Origin of the sequence: Erythrobacter colymbi (assembly GCF_002155685.1) — a bacterium.
GTDB lineage: Bacteria > Pseudomonadota > Alphaproteobacteria > Sphingomonadales > Sphingomonadaceae > Erythrobacter > Erythrobacter colymbi.
Genome location: NZ_MUYK01000003.1, coordinates 137212 through 161672, shown reverse-complemented (window position 1 = coordinate 161672; position 24461 = coordinate 137212). Strand labels below are relative to the sequence as shown.

The 24461-nt window shown below is 68.8% G+C and carries 27 protein-coding genes; 14 read left to right on the top strand and 13 right to left on the bottom strand.

What is annotated here, in order from left to right; all coding sequences use genetic code 11:
• Positions 1 to 20: 20 nt before the first annotated feature.
• The 10 genes from BZF57_RS07525 to BZF57_RS21080 all read left to right on the top strand — a co-directional run bounded on the left by BZF57_RS07525 (position 21) and on the right by BZF57_RS21080 (position 7292).
• Positions 21 to 953, top strand: coding sequence for an MBL fold metallo-hydrolase (locus BZF57_RS07525; RefSeq protein ID WP_086737075.1), 933 nt, complete (start codon positions 21 to 23; stop codon positions 951 to 953).
• Positions 950 to 1399 (top strand): YeeE/YedE family protein, encoded by a 450-nt coding sequence (locus BZF57_RS07520; protein WP_086736374.1) that lies wholly within the window; start codon positions 950 to 952, stop codon positions 1397 to 1399. The genes BZF57_RS07525 and BZF57_RS07520 overlap by 4 nt, the downstream gene beginning before the upstream one ends.
• A complete protein-coding gene (locus BZF57_RS07515) occupies positions 1396 to 1818 on the top strand; it encodes a DUF6691 family protein (RefSeq protein WP_086736372.1) in 423 nt (140 codons plus the stop codon). Before BZF57_RS07520 ends, BZF57_RS07515 begins: the two co-directional genes overlap by 4 nt.
• Positions 1819 to 1832: 14 nt before the next feature.
• Complete coding sequence (locus BZF57_RS07510) at positions 1833 to 2630, top strand: sulfite exporter TauE/SafE family protein (RefSeq protein ID WP_086736370.1); 798 nt, start codon at positions 1833 to 1835, stop codon at positions 2628 to 2630.
• A gap of 119 nt (positions 2631 to 2749) precedes the next feature.
• Positions 2750 to 4204: a cytochrome ubiquinol oxidase subunit I gene (locus tag BZF57_RS07505; protein WP_086736368.1), complete on the top strand. Its 1455-nt coding sequence runs from the start codon at positions 2750 to 2752 to the stop codon at positions 4202 to 4204.
• Positions 4204 to 5199, top strand: coding sequence for a cytochrome d ubiquinol oxidase subunit II (gene cydB, locus BZF57_RS07500; protein ID WP_086736366.1), 996 nt, complete (start codon positions 4204 to 4206; stop codon positions 5197 to 5199). The genes BZF57_RS07505 and cydB overlap by 1 nt, the downstream gene beginning before the upstream one ends.
• Positions 5200 to 5233: 34 nt before the next feature.
• Entirely contained in the window at positions 5234 to 5368 is a 135-nt protein-coding gene (locus tag BZF57_RS07495) for a DUF2474 domain-containing protein (protein WP_086736364.1), read from the top strand.
• Positions 5369 to 5370: 2 nt separating this feature from the next.
• A complete protein-coding gene (locus BZF57_RS07490; protein WP_086736362.1) occupies positions 5371 to 5721 on the top strand; it encodes a thiol-disulfide oxidoreductase DCC family protein in 351 nt (116 codons plus the stop codon).
• Positions 5722 to 5791: 70 nt separating this feature from the next.
• A complete protein-coding gene (locus BZF57_RS07485) occupies positions 5792 to 6958 on the top strand; it encodes an alpha-hydroxy-acid oxidizing protein (RefSeq protein WP_086736360.1) in 1167 nt (388 codons plus the stop codon).
• Between the two features lie 178 nt (positions 6959 to 7136).
• Positions 7137 to 7292 (top strand): hypothetical protein, encoded by a 156-nt coding sequence (locus BZF57_RS21080; protein WP_156076238.1) that lies wholly within the window; start codon positions 7137 to 7139, stop codon positions 7290 to 7292.
• A gap of 12 nt (positions 7293 to 7304) precedes the next feature.
• Here BZF57_RS21080 and BZF57_RS07480 read toward each other — a convergent pair whose 3' ends face one another.
• The 9 genes from BZF57_RS07480 to tsaD form a co-directional block, all read right to left on the bottom strand.
• Complete coding sequence (locus tag BZF57_RS07480) at positions 7305 to 8756, bottom strand: NAD-dependent succinate-semialdehyde dehydrogenase (RefSeq protein ID WP_086736358.1); 1452 nt, start codon at positions 8754 to 8756, stop codon at positions 7305 to 7307.
• A gap of 108 nt (positions 8757 to 8864) precedes the next feature.
• On the bottom strand, positions 8865 to 9875 hold the full coding sequence (locus tag BZF57_RS07475) for a fumarylacetoacetate hydrolase family protein (protein ID WP_086736356.1): 1011 nt from the start codon (positions 9873 to 9875) through the stop codon (positions 8865 to 8867).
• Between the two features lie 171 nt (positions 9876 to 10046).
• Positions 10047 to 10685: a maleylacetoacetate isomerase gene (gene maiA, locus BZF57_RS07470; protein ID WP_086737073.1), complete on the bottom strand. Its 639-nt coding sequence runs from the start codon at positions 10683 to 10685 to the stop codon at positions 10047 to 10049.
• A 193-nt stretch (positions 10686 to 10878) separates the two neighbouring features.
• Positions 10879 to 11220: an endonuclease domain-containing protein gene (locus BZF57_RS07465; RefSeq protein ID WP_086736354.1), complete on the bottom strand. Its 342-nt coding sequence runs from the start codon at positions 11218 to 11220 to the stop codon at positions 10879 to 10881.
• A gap of 37 nt (positions 11221 to 11257) precedes the next feature.
• The gene (locus tag BZF57_RS07460) at positions 11258 to 11614 is read right to left on the bottom strand and encodes a response regulator (protein WP_169712937.1); all 357 of its coding nucleotides are present in this window, start codon (positions 11612 to 11614) and stop codon (positions 11258 to 11260) included.
• Between the two features lie 74 nt (positions 11615 to 11688).
• Positions 11689 to 12273: a hypothetical protein gene (locus BZF57_RS07455; RefSeq protein WP_086736352.1), complete on the bottom strand. Its 585-nt coding sequence runs from the start codon at positions 12271 to 12273 to the stop codon at positions 11689 to 11691.
• A 71-nt stretch (positions 12274 to 12344) separates the two neighbouring features.
• Positions 12345 to 13871, bottom strand: coding sequence for a lipopolysaccharide biosynthesis protein (locus BZF57_RS07450; RefSeq protein ID WP_086736351.1), 1527 nt, complete (start codon positions 13869 to 13871; stop codon positions 12345 to 12347).
• Positions 13868 to 14869, bottom strand: coding sequence for an NAD(P)H-dependent glycerol-3-phosphate dehydrogenase (locus BZF57_RS07445; RefSeq protein ID WP_086736349.1), 1002 nt, complete (start codon positions 14867 to 14869; stop codon positions 13868 to 13870). The genes BZF57_RS07450 and BZF57_RS07445 overlap by 4 nt, the downstream gene beginning before the upstream one ends.
• The gene (gene tsaD, locus BZF57_RS07440; RefSeq protein WP_086736346.1) at positions 14866 to 15951 is read right to left on the bottom strand and encodes a tRNA (adenosine(37)-N6)-threonylcarbamoyltransferase complex transferase subunit TsaD; all 1086 of its coding nucleotides are present in this window, start codon (positions 15949 to 15951) and stop codon (positions 14866 to 14868) included. Before tsaD ends, BZF57_RS07445 begins: the two co-directional genes overlap by 4 nt.
• A 44-nt stretch (positions 15952 to 15995) precedes the next feature.
• Between tsaD and hemC the strand changes: the two genes are divergently transcribed.
• The 3 genes from hemC to BZF57_RS07425 are packed head-to-tail and all read left to right on the top strand — an operon-like array spanning position 15996 to position 18612.
• Positions 15996 to 16949 (top strand): hydroxymethylbilane synthase, encoded by a 954-nt coding sequence (gene hemC / locus BZF57_RS07435; RefSeq protein ID WP_086736344.1) that lies wholly within the window; start codon positions 15996 to 15998, stop codon positions 16947 to 16949.
• A gap of 2 nt (positions 16950 to 16951) precedes the next feature.
• A complete protein-coding gene (locus BZF57_RS07430) occupies positions 16952 to 17677 on the top strand; it encodes a uroporphyrinogen-III synthase (protein WP_086736342.1) in 726 nt (241 codons plus the stop codon).
• 32 nt (positions 17678 to 17709) lie between these two features.
• Entirely contained in the window at positions 17710 to 18612 is a 903-nt protein-coding gene (locus BZF57_RS07425) for an MICOS complex subunit MIC60 (protein ID WP_240505888.1), read from the top strand.
• On the opposite strand, the gene BZF57_RS07420 is transcribed toward BZF57_RS07425, so the two are convergent.
• Positions 18613 to 18873 carry a hypothetical protein gene (locus tag BZF57_RS07420; RefSeq protein ID WP_086736339.1) on the bottom strand — a complete coding sequence of 87 codons (261 nt, stop codon included), beginning with the start codon at positions 18871 to 18873 and terminating at the stop codon, positions 18613 to 18615. It lies immediately after the preceding gene.
• Between the two features lie 11 nt (positions 18874 to 18884).
• A complete protein-coding gene (locus BZF57_RS07415) occupies positions 18885 to 20129 on the bottom strand; it encodes a UbiH/UbiF/VisC/COQ6 family ubiquinone biosynthesis hydroxylase (RefSeq protein ID WP_206073222.1) in 1245 nt (414 codons plus the stop codon).
• A 50-nt stretch (positions 20130 to 20179) separates the two neighbouring features.
• On the opposite strand from BZF57_RS07415, the gene BZF57_RS07410 reads away from it, so the two are divergent.
• Positions 20180 to 22258 (top strand): protein-disulfide reductase DsbD family protein, encoded by a 2079-nt coding sequence (locus tag BZF57_RS07410; RefSeq protein ID WP_086736337.1) that lies wholly within the window; start codon positions 20180 to 20182, stop codon positions 22256 to 22258.
• Here BZF57_RS07410 and BZF57_RS07405 read toward each other — a convergent pair.
• Positions 22244 to 22831, bottom strand: coding sequence for a hypothetical protein (locus tag BZF57_RS07405; RefSeq protein ID WP_086736335.1), 588 nt, complete (start codon positions 22829 to 22831; stop codon positions 22244 to 22246). The two genes, BZF57_RS07410 and BZF57_RS07405, sit on opposite strands and share 15 nt — an antisense overlap.
• Complete coding sequence (locus BZF57_RS07400; protein ID WP_086736333.1) at positions 22828 to 24339, bottom strand: S10 family peptidase; 1512 nt, start codon at positions 24337 to 24339, stop codon at positions 22828 to 22830. Before BZF57_RS07400 ends, BZF57_RS07405 begins: the two co-directional genes overlap by 4 nt.
• Between the last annotated feature and the right edge of the window lie 122 nt (positions 24340 to 24461).

The following is a 24461-nucleotide window of genomic DNA, read 5'->3' as shown; positions in this document are numbered from 1 at the left end:
TAATTGAATGGAGCATGGCGATGGCCGAGTCCGACCCCGTTCTTCACCGCGCCGCCGATCAGGTCAGCCGCGCCCTGGCCGATCCCGCCCTGCGTCCGGAAATTGCGGGCTTTTTCGACCCGGCGACCTTCACCGTCACCTACGTCGCGCACGATCCTGCCACCCTCGAAGCGGCGATCATCGACCCGGTGCTGGATTTCGATCCCGCCTCCGGCCGCACATCGACCGCATCCGCCGACGCCGTGATCGCCCATGTCACTTCGCAAAATCTGAAAGTGACGTGGCTGCTCGAGACCCACGCCCACGCCGACCACTTCTCCGCCGCGCCCTATTTGCAGGAGCGGCTCGGCGGGAAGATCGCCATCGGTGCGGACATCACCAAGGTGCAGAAGGTGTTCGGCCAGCTGTTCAACGCCGGCAGCGAATTCGCGCGCGATGGATCGCAGTTCGACGCCCTGCTGCACGACGGCGACACCTTCACCATCGGTGCGCTGCCGGTGACGGTGCTCCACGTGCCGGGCCACACGCCCGCCTGCATCGCCTATGTCGTGGGCGAGGCGGTGTTTGTGGGCGATACCATGTTCATGCCCGACTACGGCACCGCGCGGGCCGACTTCCCCGGCGGCGACGCGCGCACGCTATACCGCTCGCTGCGCCGCATCTTCGCGCTTCCGCCCGCCACAAGGCTGTTCATGTGCCACGACTACCTGCCCGAGGGCCGCAGCGACTATGTGTGGGAGACCACCGTGGCAGCCCAGCGCGCGGGCAATGTCCACGCGCATGACGGCATCGCCGAGGATGAATTCGTCGCGATGCGCGAGGCGCGCGATGCGACGCTTGCGATGCCGCGCCTGATCCTGCCGAGCGTGCAGGTGAACATGCGCGCAGGCCACCTGCCGCCGGCGGACGACAATGGCATCGTCTACCTCAAGCTGCCGGTGAACGCGGTATGAGCCTGCCCGGCTTCCCCGATGCGGCTCCGATGGCGGGCCTTGCGGGCGGCGTACTGATCGGGCTCGCGGCGGCGCTGATGCTGCTGGGGGCAGGGCGGATCGCGGGCGTCTCGGGCATCGCCGCGCGCGCCTTCGGTCTGGCAGAGAGCTCGCTGCCGCGGGCCGGTGCCGCCGCCTTTCTCGTCGGCCTGCCGCTCGGCGCGCTGATCGTGACCGGCCAGAGCGCCGCGCCCGCTCCGGCCTTCGCAGGAACGGTGCCGCTCGTTGTCGCCGGGCTGCTGGTCGGCATCGGCACCCGCCTCGGCTCGGGCTGCACCAGCGGCCACGGCGTGTGCGGGATGAGCCGCCTGTCGCAGCGCTCGCTGGTTGCCGTAGCGACCTTCATGGCGACCGGCTTTGCCACCGTCGCGGCAATGAACGCACTCGGCCTCGCGGTGCTGCCATGAGCCGCGCGCTGATCGTGCCGCTGCTTTCCGGCACCATCTTCGGTGCGGGGCTGACCATCGGCGGCATGACCGATCCGGCGCGGGTGCGCGGGTTTCTCGACCTGTTCGGGCGGTGGGACCCGACGCTCGCCTTCGTCATGGGCGGCGCGGTGCTGGTGATGGCGCTCGCCTGGACGGCTCAGCGCCGGATGCAGCGCCCGGCCTTTGCGGAAGGTTTCTCGCTGCCCGACGCGCGCGACATCACGCCGCGCCTTGTCGGCGGATCGGCGCTGTTCGGGATCGGGTGGGGCATCGCCGGCCTGTGCCCCGGACCGGGTTTCGCGGCGCTCGCGATCGCCCCTGTGCCTGCCGCGATCTTTCTCGCCGCCATGCTCGCCGGGATGGCCTTGGTGCGTTTCCTCGAGAGGGAGAGCGCCTGAGGCGCGGTGCGACAATGATCGATCCGCTCCACCTTGCGCTTGGCGGTGTGTCGGGCGTGCTCGTCGGCTTTGCGCTCGGCCTGGTCGGCGGGGGCGGGTCGATCCTGGCCGTGCCGCTGATGGTCTATCTCGTGGGCGTGAAAAGCCCGCATGTGGCGATCGGCACCAGTGCGCTGGCCGTAGCGGTCAATGCCGCGACCGGCCTGTTCCAGCACGCCCGCGCGGGCGATGTGCGCTGGCCCTGCGGCCTCACCTATGCGGCCTTCGGCGTCATGGGGGCGCTCGCCGGATCGACGCTGGGCAAGAGCTTCGACGGCCAGAAGCTGCTGTTCCTCTTCGCGCTGCTGATGCTGGGCGTGGGGACGCTGATGTTGCGCAGTCGCAAGGAGGCGGGCACGCCCGGGGTGAGGCTGGGCCGCGACAACGCCCCGCGTCTGATCGCCTATGGCCTCGGCACCGGCGCCTTCAGCGGCTTTTTCGGCATTGGCGGGGGCTTCCTGATCGTGCCCGGCCTGATCGCCTCGACCGACATGATGATGATCAACGCGGTCGGCACGAGCCTTGTCGCGGTAACCGCTTTCGGCCTCGCGACCGCTGCCAACTATGCCGCTTCGGGCCTTGTCGACTGGCTGCTTGCGGGCGTGTTCATCACCGGCGGCGTGGCAGGCGGCCTGATCGGTACGCGGCTGTCGCACCGGCTTTCGGCGGGCGGACAGCTCAAGACTGTCTTCGCGATGCTGATCTTCGCCGTCGCATTCTACATGCTGTTCAAGAGTGGACAGGCGCTGTGGGGATCGTCCCCCGGCGCTTAACCCTGCACCGCCGGGCTCCTCCCCAATTCGCCCGGCGGTGCAACCCTTTCGCTTCCAAACCGTATATCCGGTGCAGCGATTGCAATTGATCGTGGGCTCCAAGGGATTAGCTGCTGACCATGCTTGAGAACCTCGACGCTCTGCTGCTCGCGCGGATCCAGTTCGCCTTCACGGTCAGCTTCCACTTCTTCTTCCCGTCTTTCTCCATCGGGCTGGCGAGCTACCTTATGGTGCTCGAGGGGCTTTGGCTGAAGACCGGCAAGAGCGTCTATCTCGACCTGTTCAAGTACTGGCTGAAGATCTTCGCGATCGCCTTTGCGATGGGCGTCGTCTCGGGGATCGTCATGTCCTACCAGTTCGGCACCAACTGGTCGGTGTTCTCCGACAAGGCCGGCCCGGTGATCGGCCCGCTGATGGCCTACGAGGTGCTGACCGCCTTCTTCCTTGAAGCGGGCTTCCTCGGGGTGATGCTGTTCGGGATGGAGAAGGTCGGCAAGCGGCTGCACTTCTTCGCGACCTTCATGGTGGCGCTCGGCACCTTCGTTTCGGCGTTCTGGATCCTCAGCGTCAACAGCTGGATGCAGACGCCGACGGGCTATCTGCTGGGCGAAAACGGCCAGTTCCTGCCCGGGGAGAGCTGGCTCGACATCATCTTCAACCCCAGCTTCCCCTATCGCCTCGTCCACACGGTGATGGCGGCCTATCTCACCACCGCCTTCGTGGTCGGCGCGGTGGGCGCGTGGCACCTGCTCAAGGACCGCGCCAACCCGCACGCCCGCAAGATGTTCTCGATGGCGATGTGGATGGCCGCGATCGTCACCCCCGCGCAGATCTTCGCTGGCGACATGCACGGGCTCAACACGCTCGAGCATCAGCCGGTCAAGGTGATGGCGATGGAGGGGCACTACCAGTCGCACCCTGATGGCGCGCCGCTGATCCTGTTCGGCATCCCCGACAGCGAGACCAAGACCGTGCGCTACGCGATCGAGATCCCCAAGATGTCGTCGCTGATCCTCAAGCACGATCTGAACGCCCCGCTGAAGGGCCTCGACACCGTGCCCGACAATCTCGAGCCGCCGGTGCCGGTGGTGTTCTGGAGCTTCCGCGTAATGGTCGGCATCGGCTTTGCCATGCTCGGCATCGGGCTGTGGAGCCTGTGGGGGCGGTTGCGCGGCACGCTCTACGATCTGCCGTGGCTCCACCGTGCGGCTGTGCTGATGGGGCCCTCGGGCTTTGCCGCGGTGCTCGCCGGATGGATCACCACCGAAGTCGGCCGCCAGCCTTTCGTGATCTACGGCCTGCTGCGGACCGCCGACGCCTCGAGCCCGCTTGACGCGCCTGCGGTGGCGGCCTCGCTGCTGGCCTTCATCCTCGTCTACTTCACCGTCTTCGGGATCGGCGTGTGGTATGTCCTCAAGCTGATGGGCAAGGCCCCGCAGCCGGGCGAGTACGGCGTCAAGCGCGGCGATGTCGGTCCGATCCGCACGGCAGGGATCACCCCGGGACCGACCCAGAACCCGGGCGGCGCCGAGACCCTGCCGACCGAGGCGCCGGGCGAGAAGGAGCCGGTGTGATGGACCTTACCGTCGTCTGGGCCTTCATCATCGCCTTTGCCGTCTTCGCCTATGTGGTGATGGACGGCTTCGACCTCGGCATCGGCATCCTGTTCCCGACCTTCGCACCAGGGCGCGAGCGCGACCGCGCGATGAATTCGATCGCGCCTGTGTGGGACGGGAACGAGACCTGGCTGGTGCTGGGGGGAGGGGGGCTCTTCGCGGCCTTTCCGCTCGCCTATGCGGTGATCCTGCCCGCAACCTATCCGCTGATCATCGCCATGCTGCTTGGTCTCGTGTTCCGCGGGGTGGCGTTCGAATACCGCTGGCGTGATCCGGCGCACCAGAAGTTCTGGGATGTCGCCTTCTCGGGCGGCAGCTTCGTCGCCGCGCTGGCGCAGGGGATGACGCTGGGCGCGCTGCTGCAAGGCATCGACGTGGTGGACCGCGCCTATGCCGGGAGCTGGTTTGACTGGCTTACCCCCTATACCCTCCTCACCGGCCTCGGCACGGTCGCGGGCTATGCGCTGCTGGGGGCGAGCTGGCTGATCTGGAAGCTCGACGGCGAAGAGCAGGCCCACGCCCGCAAGCTGGCGATCCGCTGGGGCGCAGCGACGATCGTGCTGATGGGCGCGGTGAGTATCTATAACATCGCTCTGAACGCCGAATATGCCGAACGCTGGCTCTCCGCGCCCGAGATCTACTACGTCGCGCCGGTGCCGATCCTGACCGCGATCGTCGCCCTGTCGATGCTGCGGGCGATCCTGAAGGAGCGTAATTCCAAGCCCTTCTGGCTCGGCATCGCGCTGTTCTTCCTCGGCATGAGCGGGCTGGGCGTGACGATCTGGCCCTATGCCGTGCCCGAAAGCGTCACCATCTGGGAGGCCGCCGCGCCCTATCGTTCGCAGGCCTTCATGCTGGTGGGCGTCGCGCTGACCCTGCCGCTGATCCTCGCCTACACCGCCTGGGCCTATTGGGTGTTCCGCGGCAAGGTCGGGCACGAGGGGTATCACTGATGTGCTCAAGTTGCGCAGCGATAGGACAGCAATAATGCTCGCGCCGCCCGAGCGACCGCCTGAAGGCCCCTTTTGGCAGCGCCTGCTCTGGATGGTCGGCATCTGGGCGGCGAGCGTCGCGGTGCTGGGCGCTGTCGCTTACGTCATCCGCCTGTGGATCGCGCCCTGAACATGACTGCGCTGGTCAAGGTCTGGTATGACGGCGCCTGCCCGCTGTGCCTGCGCGAGATCGCGCTGATGCGGCGATTGGACCGGCGCGGGGCCATCACCTTCATCGATGTCGCCGCGGGCGCCGACCCGTCCTGCCCCGTCGACCGTGGGCAGCTCCTCGCGCGTTTCCATGCCGAGGAGGACGGAGTGATCCACGATGGCGCGGCGGCCTTCGCGGCGATGTGGCGCGCGATCCCGGTGCTGCGCCCGCTGGGGCTGGCGGCCCGGAACCCGCTTGCGCTCAAGGTGCTGGAAGCCGCCTATATACGCTTCCTCCGCCTGCGCCCGCGTCTGCAACGGTTCTTCGCCTAGAAAAGCGCTTGCCCTGACGCGCCGCATCGGCTGATCTCCCGCGCAAACACAAAGGGAGAGAGCCGCCGCCATGACCTATTTCGGCGCGATGCAGAACGAGATCTACAACGCCGGCCTCAAGGGCATTCTGCCCACCTATCCGGTCGATTTCGCCACGCTCGAAAAGCGCGCGCACGAGGCGCTGGGGCCGATGCTCACCAACTATGTCGCGGGCGGCTGCGGGGACGAGCACACGCAGGACCAGAACGCGGCGGCCTTCCACCACTGGGGCATGATCCCGCGCATGATGGTCGATTGCTCGACGCGCGATCTTTCGATCGAGCTGTTCGGCCACCGCTACCCGACGCCCCTGTTCATGGCGCCCATCGGTTTGAACGGCGAGGCCTCGCAGGATCGCCACGGCGACATGGCTGCCGCGCGCGCCTCGGCGATGACGGGGGTCCCGTTCTGCGCCTCGGCCCTAGCGAATGATCCGATGGAGGATGTGAAGGCCGCCTGCGGGGATACGCCCGCGTGGTTTCAGCTCTATACGCCCAAGAACCGCGAGCTCGCCGAAAGCCTGATCCGCCGCGCCGAGAGCGCGGGCTACAAGGCGCTGGTGGTGACCCTCGACACCTGGGTGACGGGCTGGCGGCCGCGCGATCTCAATGCGTCCAACTTGCCGCAGCTGCGCGGCAAGGTGCTGCAGAACTACTTCACCGATCCCGTATTCCGCTCGCTGCTGGCGAGGCCGCCGGAGGAGGACCCGGCCGCGGCGATCTTCACCTGGGCGGCGACCTTCGGTCAGGTGCTGACGTGGGACGACATGGCGTGGTTCAAGTCAGTGACCAAGCTCCCCATCGTATTGAAGGGCATCTGCCACCCCGACGACGCGCGCCGCGCGGTCGATACGGGGGCGGACGCGATCTATTGCTCGAACCACGGCGGGCGGCAGGCCAATGGCGGGATTGCGACCATCGACCTTCTCGCCGATGTCGTCGCGGCGGCGGGCGAGACCCCGGTGCTGTTCGACAGCGGGGTGCGTTCGGGGACGGATGCGGTGAAGGCGCTGGCGATGGGGGCGCGTGCTGTCGGCGTCGGGCGGCCCTACACCTATGGCCTCGCGCTCGGCGGGGCAGAGGGCGCGGCATGGGTGCTGCGCTCGATTCTGGCCGAGGCCGATCTGCTGATGGCGGTCAACGGCTACCCCACCCTGGCCGACGTCCGCGCGGCCGGTGTGCAGCGCACAATCGGCTAGCCGATCGGCCGGTTAGCCGATCCCGCGCAAAAGCGGGAACCAAATCGTTTGCACAGGGCTTGTCCCTATTGACCTTCCCGTAACCATTTTTGCGGAGAAGGGCATTAGGACTCGTTTTATCCACAGGTTTGGTGTTAGCTAGCGCAACATAAAAACGCGCGATTCGGGGACGCGACACATGGAAAAACCCACCTTCTGGTCGAGCCGGCCAGATCCGATGCGGCGCACGGTCTGCGTCTCGGACGAGCACTCGCGCCGCGCGCGCTACGGGCGTCTCCAGCCCATGCAGTCGCGCCAGTCCTTCATCGAACGCCTCGCCAGCCTGATCGCCTGACCGGCGGGGGCCTCAGCCCCCGGCCTTCGCCAGCATCACCAGCTTGGTATCGGTGAAGGCGAGGTAGCCTTCCTCGCCGCCTTCCGATCCGAACCCGCTGTCGCCGATCCCGCCGAACGGGGTTTCGGGCGAGGACACGATCAGCTGGTTGATCCCGACCATGCCCGCCTTCAGCGCACGCCCGAGGTAGTGCGCCTCGTCGAGATCGCCCGAGAAGGCATAGGCGGCCAGACCGTAGCGCAGGGAATTGGCGATCCCGACTGCGTCCTCGATCTTCTCGAAGGGGACGATCCCGGCGATCGGGCCGAAGGGCTCTTCGGTCATGAAGCGGCTGTCGGGCGAGGGGTTGGCGATCACGGTGGGCTGGAAGAAGAAGCCCGTGCTGTCGATCACCGAGCCGCCCGTGACGACCTCGCCGCGGTTGCCACCGGTGTCGGCAACCACCTGTTCCATAGCGGAAATCCGGCGTGCGTGCGCCAACGGCCCCATGTCGACGCTCTCGTCCGCGCCCGGATCGCCGACCTTGATCTTGCCCGCGATGGCGGCGAATTCGGCGACGAAATTGTCGTAGATCTCGCGCGCCACCAGGAAGCGGGTGGGCGAGACGCAGACCTGCCCGGCGTTGCGGAACTTGGTCGTCGCGCACATCGCCACCGCCCGTGCCAGATCGGCATTTTTGCTCACGATAACAGGGGCATGGCCGCCAAGCTCGGGTGTGAAGCGCTTCATGTGAGTGGCCGCCAGCGCGCCGAGGTGCTTGCCCACCGCGGTCGACCCGGTGAAGCTCACCTTGCGGGTGACGGGCGAGGCGATGAGGTGCTCGGCAATCGGGCCCGGGTCGCCGTGGACGAGGTTCAGCACGCCCTCGGGCACGCCAGCATCGACGAAACATTCGACCAGCATCTGCGCCGAAGCCGGGGTGTTCTCGGCGGGCTTGAGGATCGCGGTGCAGCCTGCCGCGAGCGCGCCGGCGATCTTCTTGGCGGGCAGGTTGATCGGGAAATTCCACGGCGTCAGCAGCACCGCGGGGCCGATGGGTTCGTGCGTCACGATCTGCGCGAGCAGCTGGTTGCCGCGCGTCGGGATCAGCCGCCCGCCGCGACGCTTGGCTTCTTCACCAAGAAAATCAATCACATCAGCCGATCCCGTGATCTCCCCCACGGCCTGCGCTCGGGGCTTGCCCATTTCGGCGGTGATGACGCTGGCGATCTGGGGCGCGCGTTCGCGCAGGAGATCGGCGGCGCGGCGCAGGATCGCGTGACGCTCCGCGCCCGAGGTGCGGCTCCACGCGGGGAAGGCGTCGCCAGCGGCCTTGAGGGCGGCGTCGAGCTGGGCGGGCGAGGCCTTGGGACAGTGCCCGATCACGCCGCCAGTGGCCGGGTTCACCACTTCCATCGCCCCGGCCTCGCCGGTTTCGATCCACTGGCCGCCGATGAAGAGTTTGACGGTGGGGTAGGCGGTCATCGGCGGTTCCTTCGTTTGGCTTCAGGCGGGCGATGTTTCACATGAAACACCGCGCCGGAGGGGGTCTGACGGGGGTCTAGATGGGGTCTGGCAGGGGTCTGGCAACCCCTAGAGGGCCACGACGTGCTGCTCGATCGCCCCGAAGATCGAGTGATTGTGGCCATCGCGCATCTCGATCCGCACCGTGTCGCCCGCCTGCATGAAGGGCGTCTTGGGCGCGCCATCGCGGATCGTCTCGATCATGCGAATCTCGGCAATGCAGGAATAGCCCGCGCCGCCCTCGGCCACGGGCTTGCCCGCGCCGCCATCGGCGCCCTTGTTCGAGACCGTGCCGGTGCCGATGATCGTGCCCGCGGCAAGGTTGCGGGTCTTGGCCGCGTGCGCCACCAGCTGCGCGAGGTTGAAGGTCGCGTCGACCCCGGCATTGGCGCGGCCGAAGGGCTGGCCGTTCAGGTCGACCATCAGCGGCAGGTGAATGAGCGCGTCGGCCCAGGCATCGCCGAGTTCATCCGGCGTCACCGCGACGGGCGAGAAGGCGCTCGCGGGCTTGGACTGGAAGAAGCCGAAGCCTTTCTCCAGCTCGGCGGGGATGAGGCCGCGCAGGGAAACGTCGTTGACCAGCATCAGCAGGCGGATGTGCGAGGCCGCTTCCTCGACGCTCACGCCCATCGGCACGTCGCCGGTGATGCAGGCGATCTCGCCCTCCATGTCGCAGCCCCATGCGGGGTCGCCCAGCGGGATATCCTGACGCGGGCGCAGGAAGCTGTCCGAACCGCCCTGATACATCAGCGGGTCGTGGTAGAAGCTCTCGGGCACCTTGGCCCCGCGCGCCTGCCGCACCAGCTCCACGTGGTTGATATAGGCGCTGCCGTCGGCCCACTGGTAGGCGCGCGGCAGGGGGGAGTGGGCCTGCCGCTCGTGGAAGCGCTCGCACGGCACCGTCTCGTGCTCGACATCGCGGGCGAGCACTTCGAGCTCGGGCGCGACGCGGTCCCAATTATCGAGCGCGGCCTGCATCGTCGGCGCGATATAGCCCGCCGCGCAGCAGCGGGTGAGGTCCTTGCTGACCACCACCAGCATGCCGTCGCGCGTGCCGTTGTCGAGGGTTGCGAGTTTCATGTGTTTGTCCTCCCGAGACGTGTTCTTATGATCTGGCTGGTCCTGGCACCCTCGTCATTGCGAGCGCAGCGAAGCAATCCATGGCCCGCCGCCGCGCCGTGCGGAGCGGGCTGGTGATGGATTGCCGCGTCGCCTCTGCGAGGCTCCTCGCAATGACGAAAGAGGGGCTGTTCATGCCGAGGCATCCACCTGCCTGTCGGGGTGCGCCGCTGCGAAGGCAGGGAGCGCAAGGCAAGCGGCCTCGATGCGGGTCATGTGCGGGCTTTCCGACAGGTCGTAGGCAAAGCGCCGCGCGTTCGCGAGCTGCGGGACGAGGACGATCTCGAACAGCCCCGGCGCGTCGCCATGGAGGAAATCGCGGGTGCCGAGCTGGGCAAGCCGCGTCTCGACCGGATCGAGCGTGCGCTTCAGCCAGGTGCGGTACCAGATGTCGATCTCGTCCTGCGTGTGGCCGAGCGGGTCCTTGAGGTATTTGAGCACCGGCAGGTTGTTCACCGCGTGGATCTCGGTCGCGATCCCGTAGGCCAGTTCGCGCACGGTGTAGCGCGCCTCGATATCGGCGGGGAGGAACGGGGCTTGCGGATAGGCCTCGTCGAGCCACTCCAGCAGCGCCATCGATTGCGCGCGGTCGCGCCCGTTGGCTTCGAGCATGGGGAGCGAGCCGAAGGGATTGCGCTTGGTGAAGCCCGCGTCCTTGTTCTCCCCCGTGCGCAGATCGACGGGGATGTTCTCGAAGGCGAGGCCCTTGAGGTTCAGGGCAATGCGCAGGCGGTAGGAGGTCGACGAGCGGAAATAGCCGTAGAGTTTCATCGTGCTCATGCCCCTGCCATCGCAGGGTTGAAGCGGGCGGGCAAGGGGATCGCGGTTCTTGTGCCCCCGCCTCCCTCTTCTCCCTTCCCCGATGGGGAAGGGTCGGGGATGGGGGTTCGGGGATGAAGTGTCGCGCAGCGTTGCAAACGCCGAACGCCCATCCCCCAACCCCTTCCCTCAAGGGAAGCGGGGCTCAGGTGCCGACACTTCTGGCGAGTGCGATTTCTCTGGCGATTGCCGCCAGTACACCATCGATATTGCCGAGCACCTCGTTGTTCCAGAACCGTATCACGCGGTAGCCGTGAGCCTCGACGATGCGGGTGCAATTGGCGTCGGTCAGGCTCTGCGCATGCTGACCGCCATCAAGTTCGATGGCGAGGCGCAGGCTTCGGCAGGCGAAATCGACGATGAAGCCGCCGATCGGAAATTGCCGCGTGAACTTCGCGCCTTCGAAACGGCTGGCCCGCAAATGCCCCCAAAGGCTTTGCTCCGCGTCGGTCGGTGTGTTGCGCAATCTGCGCGCGACACGGGTCATCCGCTTGGCGGTTATCGGGGCAAGCCCGGCGCCCCTCTCAAACCGGGGTCAGCACCCGGCTTACCGTGTCGAGCAGTTGCGCGGGCGGGCAGGGCTTGGCCAGTGTCGTTGCGCCGGGGAAGCGGACCGCGAGGGCGCGGGCGTCTTCGGGGGCGGAGTGGAGGATGACGGGGACGTTGTCGTCAATCAGCTTCTGCGCCAGTTCGTAGGTCAGCCCGTCGGCCAGCTCGACATCGAGCAGCGCGAGATCGGGCTTTTCCTTCTGGCAGGCGAGCATCGCGGAGGATATGCCGGCGTGCGGCCCTTCGACCTCGTAGCCCGCTTCCTCGAAAGTATCGCACAGATCGAAGGCGGTAATGAACTCGTCTTCGGCCACCAAGATTCGCAAAGCCATCGGTCGTCTCCCGTGTTTTCGAATCCCAATGAAAGGGACTGTATCACGGTTTGGACGTCCAGCTTTGCGGAATCTCATCCATTCCTGCCAAATTGTTCGGCAAAGCCGCTTTCATCGCCCGCAGCGAGCATTTGCGCCTGCGCCACCCACTGGTCACGGGTGATGCGGCCCGAGAAGCGGCCGAGCTTGGCATCGATGCGCTCGATCTCCTCGGGCGTCCAGGCGGCGATCTGGGCGTAGGATGTGATGCCGAATTCGCCGAGCAGCGCGGCGATCTTGGGGCCGAGGCCCTTGATGCGGGTGAGGTCGTCGCCCGAGCCCGGCGCGGCAGGGGGGGCGGCGGGGGCTTCGGGAGCGGGGGCGACCTGCGGTCCGGCCTCGGCATCGGTGCCCATCGGGGCGGCGGCGGTGGGCTGGGCATTGGCGGCGGCGGTGAGCTCGCCGAAGGACACGTCCATCGCGCGCGGCGCGTCGATCAGCGCCTGGTTGCGCGGGGCGGGCGCGGCGCCCTCGGCCAGCACGTCGCGGGCGAGCGGCGCGCCGCTCTCGTCGGCGATGACGCGGGCCTTGCGGTTCACGCGGGTGAAGATCACGATCGCCAGCACCAGCGCGGCGAGCGCGATCAGGATCAGCGGCAGGTTGGCGGTGATATCGGCCATGGCGGCGGGTCTCCTGCGGGATTCGGGTTACGGCGCGCGCTCTAGCAGCCCGGTGGCCCTAGCGCACCCTCTCAGGACAGGTCGGTCTCGGGATCGGGAACCACCTGTTTGCGGAACAGCACCTTGTCGGTCTCGTCGAAACCGCGCCGCCAGATCACCACCGCATAGGTGCCGAGCACGGCGGGCACGCCGAGCAGCAATTCCATCCATTCAGGGAGCCAGGTGAAGGCATATCCGACCACCACGGCAGGCGCGGCGGCGTAGACCAGCGCCCAGCGCCAGTTGGAGACCGGGGCCTTGAGCAGGTGCTTGAGCAGCAGCGCCTTGACGAGGCTCGAGGTTGCGAGCGCCACCAGCAGCGCACCGGCCGCGCCTGCCGCCTGGAACCCGCGCCCGAGGCCCTGTGCCTGCGCGATCTTGATGAAGGCGATGGTGAGCACCGCCTGCAAGGCGATCACCGCGACCGAGATCGCAAGGTTGCGCTTCCTCGCGATGTAGACCAGCACGCTCTCCGAGACGACCGCCATCGAGGCGGCGACTTCGGCAGCGAGCAGGAAGGCGAGCGCCGCGGTGCCCGCGACATAGGCCGGGCCCCACAGGCCCATGACCGCTTCGCCCGGCACGCCCAGCACCAGCGCGATGCCGAGCTGGATGGCGATGATCCAGAACCCCACCTGCCGCACCTGCGCGGCGATCGCCTCCATGTTGCCGATCCGCAGGTTCTTGGTGATCACTGGCGAGAGGATCGGCTCGAAGCTGGTCTTGAGCTTCTGCGGCAGCGAGGCGATCTGCTGCGCGGCGTAGTAGATGCCGACCGCCGAGGGCGGGGCGAACAGGCCGAGGATGAAGATGTCGAGCAGGCGCGTCCCCCGCTCGATCGCGTCCGCGCCGACGATCGGGAAGGCCCGCGCCGACATACGCGCGAGCGTGCCCGGGTGCGGCTTCCATGCGCGCGGCAGGCCATAGGTGCGCAGGAACGGCCACAGCGCGGTCAGCAGCCCGGCATAGATCGACGCGATATAGGCGAGCGCCAGCCCGCTCTCGCGCGTGGCGGGGAGGAAGAAGAACACGCCTGCGCCGATCGAGATCGTCCACGGCTCCACCACCGCCCGTGCGCGCACCGTGGTGGCGATGTCGAAGCGGTAGGCCTGCGCCGCGAGCAGGATCTCGGTGACGGCAAAGGCGGGGATGGTGGCGATCAGCCACAGGTCCCAGCCTGAGTTCATCCCGTTGGGGAACATCGGCTCGGGGAAAACCCAGAGCACCGCGGCGGCGACGGCGGAGTAGGCGAGCGCCAGCAGGATTCCGTCATAGACGAGGTTCGTCTCCGCCGCCCGGTTCTCGCCCGCGCCTTCCGACAGGCGCTGCGCCAGCCCGCGCTTCTCGCCGAGCGAGCACAGCAGCGCGACGATCTCGATCAGCACCAGCGCCGAGGCGAACCGGCCGAGCGCTTCGGCGCCATAGAGGCGGGTGGCGATGACGAGGAAGGGGATGCGCGCGATGAGGCGCACCACGAAGCCCAGCGTGTTCGTCCGCCCGCCCTTGGCCAGGGCGGCGAGGTCTTCGTCCTTCTCGGGCGCGGCGGCGGGGGCGTTCACTGAGGCGCGTCCCGCTCGGCCTTGAGGGGGCGCGCCAGCAGAGCGGCGACCACGGCGCGGGCGTTCTCGCCCTTGAGGATCGCATCGACCGCGGCGACGATCGGCATGGCGATCCCGCGCGTATCGGCCAGCCCGGCGAGGACGGGCGCGGTGAAGGCGCCTTCGGCCACGGTGCGCCGGTCGGCCATGAGATCGGCGGCGGAAGCACCTCCGCCCAGCGCCTTGCCGAGGCTGAAGTTGCGGCTCGAGGTGGAGGAGCAGGTCAGCACCAGGTCGCCCAATCCGCACAGGCCGGAGAGTGTCTCGGCCCGCGCGCCCAGCGCCTCGCCGAAGCGCAGCATCTCGGCATAGCCGCGCGCGATCAGCGCCGCGCGCGCGTTCTGGCCGAGGCCGAGCCCGTCGACCACCCCGCAGGCGATGGCGAGCACGTTCTTGACCGCGCCGCCGATCTCCGCGCCGATGACGTCGTCTGAGTAGTAAGGCCGGAAGGCAGGCCGCGCGATGGCGGGCGCAAGCCGCTCCCACTGCGCCGTTCCGCCCGCGCAGGCGAGGGTGACGGCGGTCGGCAGCCCGGCGGCGACCTCGTGCGCGAAGGTCGGCCCGGAGAGCACCGCGATGGCGCTGCCGGGGGCCGCCTCGCGCGCGACGTCGTTCATCATGCGGCCCGTCCCCGCCTCGATCCCCTTGGAGCACAGCACCAGATCGCGGGGGTGGGAGGGGAGGCCGGCCAGCACCTTGCCCAGCACCTGCGCGGGGGTTACGACCAGCACGGTCTCGAGCCCCGCCAGTTCCGCAATCTCGCCCGTCGCGCGGATGGTCGGGGCGAGGGTGGCCGAGGGCAGGTAGAGCGGGTTGCGGTGTCCGCCGTTGATCGCGGCGACCACTTCGGGCTCGTAAGCCCACAGCACCACATCGCGCCCGTCGCTTGCGAGCATCTGCGCGAGCGCGGTGCCCCATGCGCCCGCGCCGATGACGCCGATGGCCTGCGTGCCCGTCATGCCTTGTACCCCGCGCCGCGCACGGCCTCGGCGGCCGGATCGAGCGGCCAGCGCGGGCGCGCGAGGAAGTCGAGCGGGTCGCCGGCGAAGCCTTCGCCTTCCTGCGCCAGACGCTCGCACCCGGCCCAGGCGATCATCGCGGCATTATCGGTGCACAGCGCCAGCGGCGGCGCGGTGAAGCGCATCGCGTGCTTGGCGGCGAGCGCTTCGAGCGCCGCGCGCACGGTCTTGTTGGCGGCAACCCCGCCTGCGACGACCAGCGCCGGGAAAGGGCCAGCGGTATCCAGCGCCAGTTCGAGCCGGTCGATCAGGCACTCCACGGCGGCTTGCTGGAAACTCGCGGCGATATCTGCGGGCGCGTGGGCACCGCTCTCGACCGCCCGCAGCACAGCGCTTTTGAGGCCGGCGAAGGAGAAATGCGGTTCCTTCGCACCCTTCAGCGGTCTCGGAAGCGGCACCGCCTTGGGGTCGCCCTCCAGCGCAAGCCGCTCGACCGCAGGGCCGCCGGGAAAGCCGAGGCCCAGGATCTTCGCGGTCTTGTCGAAAGCCTCGCCCAGCGCATCGTCGATGGTGGTGGCAAGGCGGCGGTATTGCCCGACGCCCTCCACCGCGAGAATCTGGCAATGCCCGCCCGAAACCAGCAGCAGCAGATAGGGAAAGGCGAGTTCGCCATCCGCGAGGCGCGGCGAGAGCGCGTGGCCCTCCAGATGGTTGACCGCCAGCAGCGGCTTGCCCGACGCCATCGCCAGCGCCTTGGCGCTTACCAGCCCGACCATCACGCCGCCGATCAGCCCCGGCCCGGCGGTCGCGGCAATCGCATCGACATCGGCGAGCGCCACGCCGGCCTCGGCCATGACCTTCTCGAGCATCGGCGCCAGCCGCTCGGCATGGGCGCGGGCGGCGATCTCGGGGACGACGCCGCCATAGGGGGCGTGTTCGGCCTCCTGGCTGGCGATTGCCTGCGCTACGATCACGCGGTTGCCGCGCACCAGCGCGACCGCGGTTTCATCGCAGCTCGACTCGATACCGAGCACGAGAGGGGGCACCAGAGGCGCTTCAAGGGTGTGCGTTGCCGATCCCATCCGGCTTCCATCTAGTCGCTATGGCGGGTAGGGCAAGCGTGGCTATGACTGACGCACACCAAACGACGCCGCGCCCCAAGGCCCGCCTGCGCCTCGGCACCCGCAATTCTCCGCTGGCGATGGCGCAGGCCTACGAGACCCGCGCGCGCCTGTGTGCCGCCCACGGCTGGGCCGAGGACGAGGTCGAACTCGTCCCCGTGCTCGCCAGCGGCGACAAGGTGCTCGACCGGCCCCTGTCCGAAATCGGCGGCAAGGCGCTGTGGACCAAGGAGCTGGACCAGTGGCTGGGCGAGGGGCGGATCGACCTTTCGGTCCACTCGGCCAAGGATGTCGAGACGATCCGGCCCGATGTGTTCCATTTCCCCGCCTTCCTGCCGCGCGCCGACCGGCGAGACAGCCTCGTGGGGGCGGCCAGCATTGCCGACATCCCCGAGGGCGCGACCGTCGGCACCAGCGCGCCGCGCCGCGCTGCGCAGCTTCTCAACCTGCGGCCCGATTGCAAGGTCGTAACCTTCCGCGGCAATGTCGCCACGCGCCTCAAGAAGCTCGCCGAGGGCGAGGCTGATGTGACCTTCCTGGCTGCCGCGGGTCTCGAGAGGCTCGAGCAGTCGGACGTCGGCAATCCGCTCGGCTCGGACGAGTGGATTCCGGCCGCCGCGCAGGGCGTCATCGCCATCGAGTGCCGCGCCGACGATGCCGCGACCACCGCGCTCCTTGCCGCGATCGACCATGCGCCGACCCGCGCCGAGCTGGAGGCCGAGCGCGCGCTGCTCGCCGCGCTCGGGGGCACGTGCCACTCGCCGGTCGCGGTGCTGTGCGAGCTTTCGGGCGAGACGCTGGCGATGCGCGCCGCGCTGTTCTCCCCTGACGGGGCCGACCGGATCGAGGGCACCGCCAGCTTCGCGCCGGGCGATCACGCCGCGGTCGAGGCGCTCGCCGCCGATCTCCTCGCCCGCGCGCCCGAGGCCATCACCGCGCATTTCCGGGCTGCGGGCTGAGCATGCAGGTGCTCGCGCTCAGGCCCGAGCCGGGGCTTGCCGCGACGCTGGAGAGAGCCCGCGAAGGGGGCCTCGCGGTCACCGGCCACGCCCTGTCGGCAATCCGCGCCGTGGCGTGGGACTGTCCCGATCCTGACGGGATCGACGGGCTCCTGATCGGCAGCGCCAACGCGATCCTGCACGGCGGGCCGCATCTCGTGCGGCTCGCCGGAAAGCCCGTCTACGCCGTGGGGGAGGCGACCGCCGCCGCCGCCCGCGCCGCCGGGTTCACCGTCGCCATGACGGGGAGCGGGGGCCTGCAAGGCGTGCTCGATGCCATCGAGGGCCCGCGTCATCTGCTGCGCATCGCGGGCGAGGAGCACGTGCCGCTGACCCCGCCGCCGGGCGTCACCTTCGCCGAGGTGATCGCCTATCGCTCGGAGCTGCTGCCGCTCGATCCGGTGGCCGAATTGCTCGCCTCGGGCGAGGCGCTGGTGCTGCTCCACTCCGCCGCCACCGCCAGCCATTTCGCTGCCGAATGCGACCGGCTCGGGCTTGAGAGCACCCGCATCACGCTCGCCGCGCTCGGCCCCCGGATTGCGGCAGCGGCGGGGGAGGGATGGGCCGCCATCCACACCGCCGCCCGCCCCGACGAGACCACGCTGATGCAATTGGTGTTTGACTTGTGCGGCCAGCCGCGCTCCATTCCCGCCGTCGCGCCGGACGGGCCGAATAGCCCGGACCGGTGACAGAACGCACAGGGTCAGACGAACGGATCAGGATGGCATCGCAGCCCGGATCATCTCCTTATGACAGCCCCCCCAAGCCCGGGTCGGCGCGCGCGCTGATCCTGGCCGCTTGCCTCGCCTTTTTGGCGGGGGGCGGGCTGGTCGGCTGGGTGGTGTGGTACAACCTCGCCGGAGAGCGCGCCGCACCGCCGCGCCCTGCGGCTGCCGTTGCGGCGCCGTCCCCGTCACCCTCGCTTGCCACCGCCCCCACGCCGCTCGCTGCCGCGATGAAGGCCGAACAGGCGGCCGAGCGCGTGGCCGAGCAGCAGGGCGGCATCGACCAGCGCCTCGCCGCCGCCGAGCAGCGCCTCACCCGCCTCGATCTCCAGGCTCAGGCCGCCGCCGGCAATGCCGCGCGCGCCGAGAGCCTGCTGATCGCCTTCGCCACCCGCCGCTCGGTCGAGCGCGGAGCGGAACTCGGCTATCTCGCCGACCAGCTGCGCATCCGCTTCGGCGACCAGTGGCCCAACGCTGTGGCGACGATCATCGACTTCTCGCGCAACCCGGTCCGGATCGACAGCCTCACCGCGCGGCTCGACGGCCTCGCCCCGCAATTGCGCGAGAGCAGCGAGGGCCCCTCGTGGGGCGCCTTCAAGCGCGAGCTGAAACAGCTCTTCGTCTTCCGCCGCGAGACCACCCCCTCGCCCCAGCCGCAAAAGCGCATGGAGCGCGCGCGCTGGGCGCTCGAGCAGGGGCGCTATCAGGCCGCGATCGACGAGGTGAAGGGCATGCCCGGCGCCGCCAAGGCGCAGGCGTGGATCAGTGACGCGGAACGCTACAAGAAGGCGATGGACGCCCTCGAAGTGATCGAGACCGCCGCCGTGCTCGACCAGCGCGGCCTGCGCGACGGGGCGGGCAATCCGGTCCGCCAGCTGAGCCCGCTGGTGCGGCCCTGATCAGGGGCGCTTGTCCCTCTCCACGAAAGATAGTGTCAGCCGGGCGGCAAGGGCGAAGACCAGATCGAAAGCCAGAAGCACCGCGATCCCCAAGGCGGCCTGACCGGCGGCATGCCAGCTCGGATTTATCGCCAGCGCAACCACGACGAGGGCCGCCAGCACAATGGCCAGCCGGCGCCATCCTCTCCGTAACGTGCGGATGAGATCATGCTGCCATGCCATCAGGCGATTAGTGTCGTCCTGATCCGGCAGTGGCCACATGGGAGCAGCCTTCAGGCCTTCAGCACTTCGGGCAGATCGCCCGACACGCCGCGCGCCTCGTCCATGAAGAACTGCTTGAGGAGCGGCGTGCGCTGCACCGCGGCCATGCCGAGGCGGCGCACCGCGCTCGCAGTCTTGCCGGGGACACCGAACAGGCGGGTGAGGCCGTCGGTCGCGAGCGCCACCATGAAGCTGTCGAGCCCGCGCCAGGTCTCGTAGCGCTTGAGCAACTCCGGATCGCCCGGATCAAGGCCGAGCCGCGCGCCTTCCGCCAGCACTTCGACGAGCGCGCCCACGTCCCTCAGCCCGAGGTTGAGGCCCTGACCCGCAATCGGGTGGATGCCGTGGGCGCTATCGCCGATCAGCGCGAGGCGCTCGGCGGTGATCTTGGCGGTGTGGTGGAAGCCGATCGGGTAGGACGAGCGCTGCCCGACGGTCAGCACCTTGCCCAGCACGCCCCCCATGCGCTTCTCGACCTCGGCCAGAAACGCGCGGTCACCGAGCTTGGTGACGCCCGCCGCATCCTTTTCCGACACGGTCCACACCAGCGAGCAGCGATGGGTGCCGTCGGCATCGTCATTCAGCGGCAGCAGCGCGAAGGGCCCGGCGGGGTAGAAAATCTCCCAGGCGACATTGCCGTGTGGCTTTTCGTGGGTGAGCCCGCAGATGATCGCGCGGTGCTGGTAATCCCACTTGGCAATGGTGATCCCCGCCGCATCGCGGGTGGGGGACTGGCGGCCTTCGGCGGCGACCATCAGGCTGCCCTTGAGCTTGCGCCCGTCGGCCAGCACCGCGGCGACGCCATATTCGGAACGCTGGCGCTCGGTCACGTGGGCCTTGGCGACCCAGTTGATCAGCGGCTCCTTCGCCGCGGCCTCGAACAGCGCCAGCCGGAGCCGGCGGTTGGGGAACATCCGGCCCAATGTGCCGTCACCCTCGCCGGGGACGAAATCGAGGCGGCCGGGCTTCTGCTGGTCGGTCACGGCGATGCTGGCGATGTCGCAGGCGAATTGCTCCAGCCCCTCGGCGATGCCGATGTTCTCGAACAGGTGCCAGCTCGCGGTCGAGATCGCGGTGGCGCGGTCGTCGAAGCCCTCGGCGGTGAGTTCCGCCGGATCGGCGCGGTCGATCACGTGGCTGGAGAGGCCCTTCTTCGCCGCCGCCAGCGCCAGCGTCATCCCGACGAGACCGCCGCCGAGGATCACGAGGTCGCGGCTCCCCCCGGCTGCTTCAAGATTGTCTGAAGTTGCTGTCACCTTGGCGGCTCCGATTGCGAAGTAGGGGGGCAAAGCCTAGAGGGTTGCCCGTGCGACACGCAAGAATCTTCACATCCCCGATCCGACAATTCGCTGCATGGGTGCTTGCGCTGGCCGCAATGCTGGTGCTCGCGGGGCCTGCCGCCGCGCAGACAACGATGCCGGGCGAGGCGAAGTTCGGCGACGCGAATATCGCGGTCGAGCTCCACACCGAGGGGCAGCCTGCCGAGGGCAAGGAATGGCTGCTGGCGCTGCACTTCACCCCCAAGGGGCCGGAGTGGCACGGCTACTGGTCGAACCCCGGCGATGCGGGGGCGGGGATGAGGCTGACGCTTGACCTGCCGCCCGACTGGGAGGTGGGCGAGGCGCGCTATCCGGTGCCCGAACAGCTCCTGATCAGCGGGCTGATGAACCACGTCTATCAGGGACCCTACACCGTGCTGGTGCCCGTCACCCCGGGGCCGAGCGTCAAGGGCTTTGCCGGAACGCTGAAGGCGCATGTCGAATATCTCGCCTGCACGGACCAGATCTGCGTGCCGCAGGACGCGCTGCTGGAGGCAAAGCCCGGCGGCGATTTCGCGCGCTGGCGGGCCGGGGTCGCGCCGCTGCTCGATGCCCGGGCGACTTTCGCGATCTCCGGCAAGACGCTGCGGGTGGCGATTCCGCTGCCCGAAGGGATGGCGCTCGGCAAACCCCATGTCTTCGTCGCCAACGAGAAACTCGTCGCCCATGCCGCGCCGCAGGTCTTCCGCCGCAAGGGCGATGTGCTGATCGCCGAGATCCCGCTCGACGAATACGGCTCCGGCAAGGCCGAGGCGGTCTCGGGCATCCTTGCCTTCGGCGACAAGGACGCTGGCGGGTTCGCATTCAAGGCTGCCCTCGGCGATGTACCGGCGGGAGGCGAGGTGGTCTCCGACCCCAAGCAGACGCCGGTCGCTCCGTGGTGGACGCTGGTGTTCGGCGCGCTGGTGGGCGGCCTTCTCCTCAACATCATGCCCTGCGTCTTCCCGATCCTGAGCCTCAAGGCGATCGCGCTTGCCCGTGCGGGGGAGAGCGAGGCCAAGGCGCGCTCCGAGGGGCTGGCCTATACCGCGGGCGTGGTGCTCGCCTGCATCGGCCTTGGCGCGCTGCTGCTCGCCTTGCGCGCGGCGGGCGAGCAGGTCGGCTGGGCGTTCCAGTTGCAGCAACCCGGCGTCGTGGTCGCGCTGCTGGTGCTCGCCGCCGCGATCACCGCGAACTTTGCCGGCCTGTTCGAGCTGCCCTCCTTCTCGGTGAGCATGGGCGGGGAGAAGGCGGGGGCCTTCGCTACCGGGCTTCTCGCGGCTTTCGTGGCGACCCCCTGCACCGGGCCTTTCATGGCGGCGGCCCTGGGTGCGGCGCTGCTGCTGCCGGTGCCGCAGGCGCTGGCGCTGTTCGGCCTGCTGGGCTTCGGGCTGGCGCTGCCCTTCCTGCTGCTCGGCTTCGTGCCGCCGCTGCGCAAGATGCTGCCCAAGCCCGGCGCGTGGATGGATCGGTTCCGGCGGCTGATGGCGATCCCGATGGCGCTCACCGCGCTCGCGCTCCTGTGGCTGACGGTGCAGCTTGGCGGGCGCGGGTTCGGGATCGTGGCGCTGGTGCTGGCCTTCGGTGTGCTGCTGGGCCTGTTCGTGGTTGGCAAGCTGCAACGCGGCGGCAAGATGGCCTGGCCCGCCTTCGCCCTCGTCGCCGCGCCCTTCCTCGCCTTTGCCCTGATCGCGCTGCCCAATGTCTACGAGGCCAAGGGGGCCGAGGCCAAGGCGAGCCTCCTTGCGAGCGAACCCTTCAGCCGCGACGCGCTCGCGCAGGCGCGTGCCTCGGGCAAGCCGGTGTTTCTCTATTTCACCGCCGACTGGTGTGTCACCTGCAAGGTCAACGAGGCGACCTCGATCGAGCGCGAGAGCACGAAGGCCGCCTTCGAGAAGGCGGGCGTCAAGGTGCTGGTGGGCGACTGGACCGTCCGCGACGAGGCGATCACGACCTTCCTGACCGAACAGGGCGCGGCGGGCGTGCCGCTCTACCTGTGGTATGCGCCGGGCAGCGACAAGCCCGAGCAGCTGCCGCAGGTGCTCACCCCGGACTTGCTGGCACAGAAGGCCTCAGCGGGCGGCTGAGGCCTCGGGGGCGAGCGGCTCGGCGGCCTGCGTATCGGCGGCTTTGCCCCGGCAGGTCGTGACCAGCTCCAATGGCAGCGGGCTCGGATTGAGCTTCAGCAGCCCCGCACCCGGCACGGTAACGGTCGACTCGCGTTCCGGCTTGAGCGCCGCCCACTCGCGCTGCGTGGCGGGCACGTCGCCCTGCCACAGGCTCTGGCCCCTCACATCGGTCGCATCGACCGGGAAGCGCCCGATCCAGCCATTGCCGATCAGCGCGAGCAGCGCGCTCGCGCCTTCGTCCGCGGGGACATGGCGGGTGATCCGCAGGCGCGCTTCGGGGGTGGCGGGCTCGAGACATTCGAGCGCCAGCAGCACCGGCTGGCCGGGGATGCCATAGACCAGCCGCAGCGGGTTCGCCGTCTTCGCCCACGCCGCGCCCGTGACATCGGGCGAGGGCAGCGGCTCGGATGGCCCGCCCGCGCGCTCCGCCAGCGACACCCGCGCCACGGCACTATCGGTCGGCGGCGGCTTGCATCCGGCGAGGCCCGTCAGCGCGAGGCCCGCCAGCAGCGCCAGCGGCAGCCGCATCATCGCGCGCGGATGAAGGCGCGCACATCGGCCGAGAGCTTCGCCCGGTCCTCGTCGCGCACATACATCATGTGCCCCGCGTCGTAGTATTTCCACGTGATCCGTTCCTGCGGAATGCCCGGCCGCTTCAGCGAATATTCCGCGCCGAAGAAGGGCGTGGCGAAATCGTAGTACCCTTGCGCGTTGAACAGCCGCAGCTGGCTGTTCTGGCGCATCGCCTGCCCGATCAGCGGGGCGACGTTGAGATAGGCCGCGCGGTCAGGTTGCGACAGGCTCCAGTCCCAGTAATTCCCCGGTTCGCGACCGATCGACTGATATTCGCGGTCGGTGCGATAGCCCAGCGTCTCGCGCGCCCAGGTGTTGATCGCGGCGGTGTAGCCCGCGTCGATGCCGTAGAAGCTGGGGTCGTTGTCCGGCGTCTCGCCGGCATTGTCGTAATCGGTGCCGGTGTAGCGTGCGTCGAGCCGCCCGACGGTCTGCCCGCGGTCGCGCAGCAGCTCCTTGTAGAAGCGCTGGTCGGTGACGCGCAGGTTGGCCTGATCGAGATAGGTTTCGCTGAGGCCGGTGAGGCGCGAGAGCTCCTTGCGCACAGCCGCGCGCTCGGCGGCGGGCAGGTCCTGCCCCTTGAGCAGTGCGGTGGCGAAGGGTCCGATGGCAAAGGCGCGCGCTTCGGCGGTGATCGCCTCGACAGAGGGGGCCTGCACCTTGCCGTGATAGAACGCCGCCGCCGCCATGCTCGGGAGGGTGACGACATAGGCCATTTCGTTGCCGGGCGTCGTATCCTCCACGCCGAAATCGAGGATCGTCGAGATCAGGATCAGGCCGTTGAGGCCGACATCGTTGTAGGTCGAGCCCTCGAGCTCGTCGGCCACCATCGCGGTGCGGGTGGTGCCGTAGCTCTCCCCGCCGAGATATTTGGGGGAGGACCAGCGGCCGTTGTCGTTGATCCAGCGGCGGATCACCTTGCCGATGGCGCGCGCGTCTTGCCTCAGGCCGTAATACTTCTTGGGATCGGTGCCCGGCGTCAGATAGCTGAAGCCCGTCCCCGGCGGATCGATGAACACGAGATCGGCGACATCGAGCAGGCTGTCGGGGTTGTCGAGCAGCGGATAGGGCGGGGCGCCGTCATCCTTCGCGTTCGAGGGGATCGCCACGCGCTTGGGCCCGAAGGCTCCCATCTGGAGCCACACCGAGCCCGAACCCGGCCCGCCGTTGTAGATGAAGAACACCGGCCGCGTCGGATCGGCGGGGGTCTTCACATAGGAGGTGGTGACGATCACCGCCTCCGCCTTGCCCGCATCATCGGTGAGGATCGTGTCGGCGATGGTCGCCTTGAACGCGATCCGCTGCCCGCCAAAGGTGCCGACCAGATCGCGGCTGCGGCTCTGCGCCTCGGGCGACGGCGCGGGCTTGGCGGCTGCCTCGGCCTTGTGCGCGTCCTGCGCGAGGGTGGGCATGGCAAGAGCGAGAGTGCTGGCAGCGGCCAGCGCGGCAATGAGTCGGCTGTTCATGGGCGAGGGGAGTGGCAGGGCGAAAAGGCCGGATCAAGTCCTCGACCCGGAGTCGTCACCCTCAACTTGTTTCAGGGTCCATCTTTCTTCGCGGGCCGTCGTTCCGGGAGGCCGGATGGATG

Excerpts from the sequence above, each read along its gene's own strand:
- BZF57_RS07465 (WP_086736354.1), bottom strand. The coding sequence starts at position 11,220 with ATGACCCGTGTCGCGCGCAGATTGCGCAACACACCGACCGACGCGGAG.
- cydB (WP_086736366.1), top strand. The coding sequence starts at position 4,204 with ATGGACCTTACCGTCGTCTGGGCCTTCATCATCGCCTTTGCCGTCTTC.
- BZF57_RS07405 (WP_086736335.1), bottom strand. The coding sequence starts at position 22,831 with ATGATGCGGCTGCCGCTGGCGCTGCTGGCGGGCCTCGCGCTGACGGGC.
- BZF57_RS07490 (WP_086736362.1), top strand. The coding sequence starts at position 5,371 with ATGACTGCGCTGGTCAAGGTCTGGTATGACGGCGCCTGCCCGCTGTGC.
- BZF57_RS07475 (WP_086736356.1), bottom strand. The coding sequence starts at position 9,875 with ATGAAACTCGCAACCCTCGACAACGGCACGCGCGACGGCATGCTGGTG.
- BZF57_RS07445 (WP_086736349.1), bottom strand. The coding sequence starts at position 14,869 with ATGACGGGCACGCAGGCCATCGGCGTCATCGGCGCGGGCGCATGGGGC.
- BZF57_RS07515 (WP_086736372.1), top strand. The coding sequence starts at position 1,396 with ATGAGCCGCGCGCTGATCGTGCCGCTGCTTTCCGGCACCATCTTCGGT.
- BZF57_RS21080 (WP_156076238.1), top strand. The coding sequence starts at position 7,137 with ATGGAAAAACCCACCTTCTGGTCGAGCCGGCCAGATCCGATGCGGCGC.
- BZF57_RS07520 (WP_086736374.1), top strand. The coding sequence starts at position 950 with ATGAGCCTGCCCGGCTTCCCCGATGCGGCTCCGATGGCGGGCCTTGCG.
- BZF57_RS07430 (WP_086736342.1), top strand. The coding sequence starts at position 16,952 with ATGCAGGTGCTCGCGCTCAGGCCCGAGCCGGGGCTTGCCGCGACGCTG.
- BZF57_RS07425 (WP_240505888.1), top strand. The coding sequence starts at position 17,710 with ATGGCATCGCAGCCCGGATCATCTCCTTATGACAGCCCCCCCAAGCCC.
- BZF57_RS07455 (WP_086736352.1), bottom strand. The coding sequence starts at position 12,273 with ATGGCCGATATCACCGCCAACCTGCCGCTGATCCTGATCGCGCTCGCC.
- BZF57_RS07460 (WP_169712937.1), bottom strand. The coding sequence starts at position 11,614 with ATGGCTTTGCGAATCTTGGTGGCCGAAGACGAGTTCATTACCGCCTTC.
- BZF57_RS07510 (WP_086736370.1), top strand. The coding sequence starts at position 1,833 with ATGATCGATCCGCTCCACCTTGCGCTTGGCGGTGTGTCGGGCGTGCTC.
- BZF57_RS07525 (WP_086737075.1), top strand. The coding sequence starts at position 21 with ATGGCCGAGTCCGACCCCGTTCTTCACCGCGCCGCCGATCAGGTCAGC.
- BZF57_RS07495 (WP_086736364.1), top strand. The coding sequence starts at position 5,234 with ATGCTCGCGCCGCCCGAGCGACCGCCTGAAGGCCCCTTTTGGCAGCGC.
- BZF57_RS07480 (WP_086736358.1), bottom strand. The coding sequence starts at position 8,756 with ATGACCGCCTACCCCACCGTCAAACTCTTCATCGGCGGCCAGTGGATC.
- BZF57_RS07485 (WP_086736360.1), top strand. The coding sequence starts at position 5,792 with ATGACCTATTTCGGCGCGATGCAGAACGAGATCTACAACGCCGGCCTC.
- BZF57_RS07400 (WP_086736333.1), bottom strand. The coding sequence starts at position 24,339 with ATGAACAGCCGACTCATTGCCGCGCTGGCCGCTGCCAGCACTCTCGCT.
- tsaD (WP_086736346.1), bottom strand. The coding sequence starts at position 15,951 with ATGGGATCGGCAACGCACACCCTTGAAGCGCCTCTGGTGCCCCCTCTC.
- BZF57_RS07505 (WP_086736368.1), top strand. The coding sequence starts at position 2,750 with ATGCTTGAGAACCTCGACGCTCTGCTGCTCGCGCGGATCCAGTTCGCC.
- hemC (WP_086736344.1), top strand. The coding sequence starts at position 15,996 with ATGACTGACGCACACCAAACGACGCCGCGCCCCAAGGCCCGCCTGCGC.
- BZF57_RS07420 (WP_086736339.1), bottom strand. The coding sequence starts at position 18,873 with ATGTGGCCACTGCCGGATCAGGACGACACTAATCGCCTGATGGCATGG.
- maiA (WP_086737073.1), bottom strand. The coding sequence starts at position 10,685 with ATGAAACTCTACGGCTATTTCCGCTCGTCGACCTCCTACCGCCTGCGC.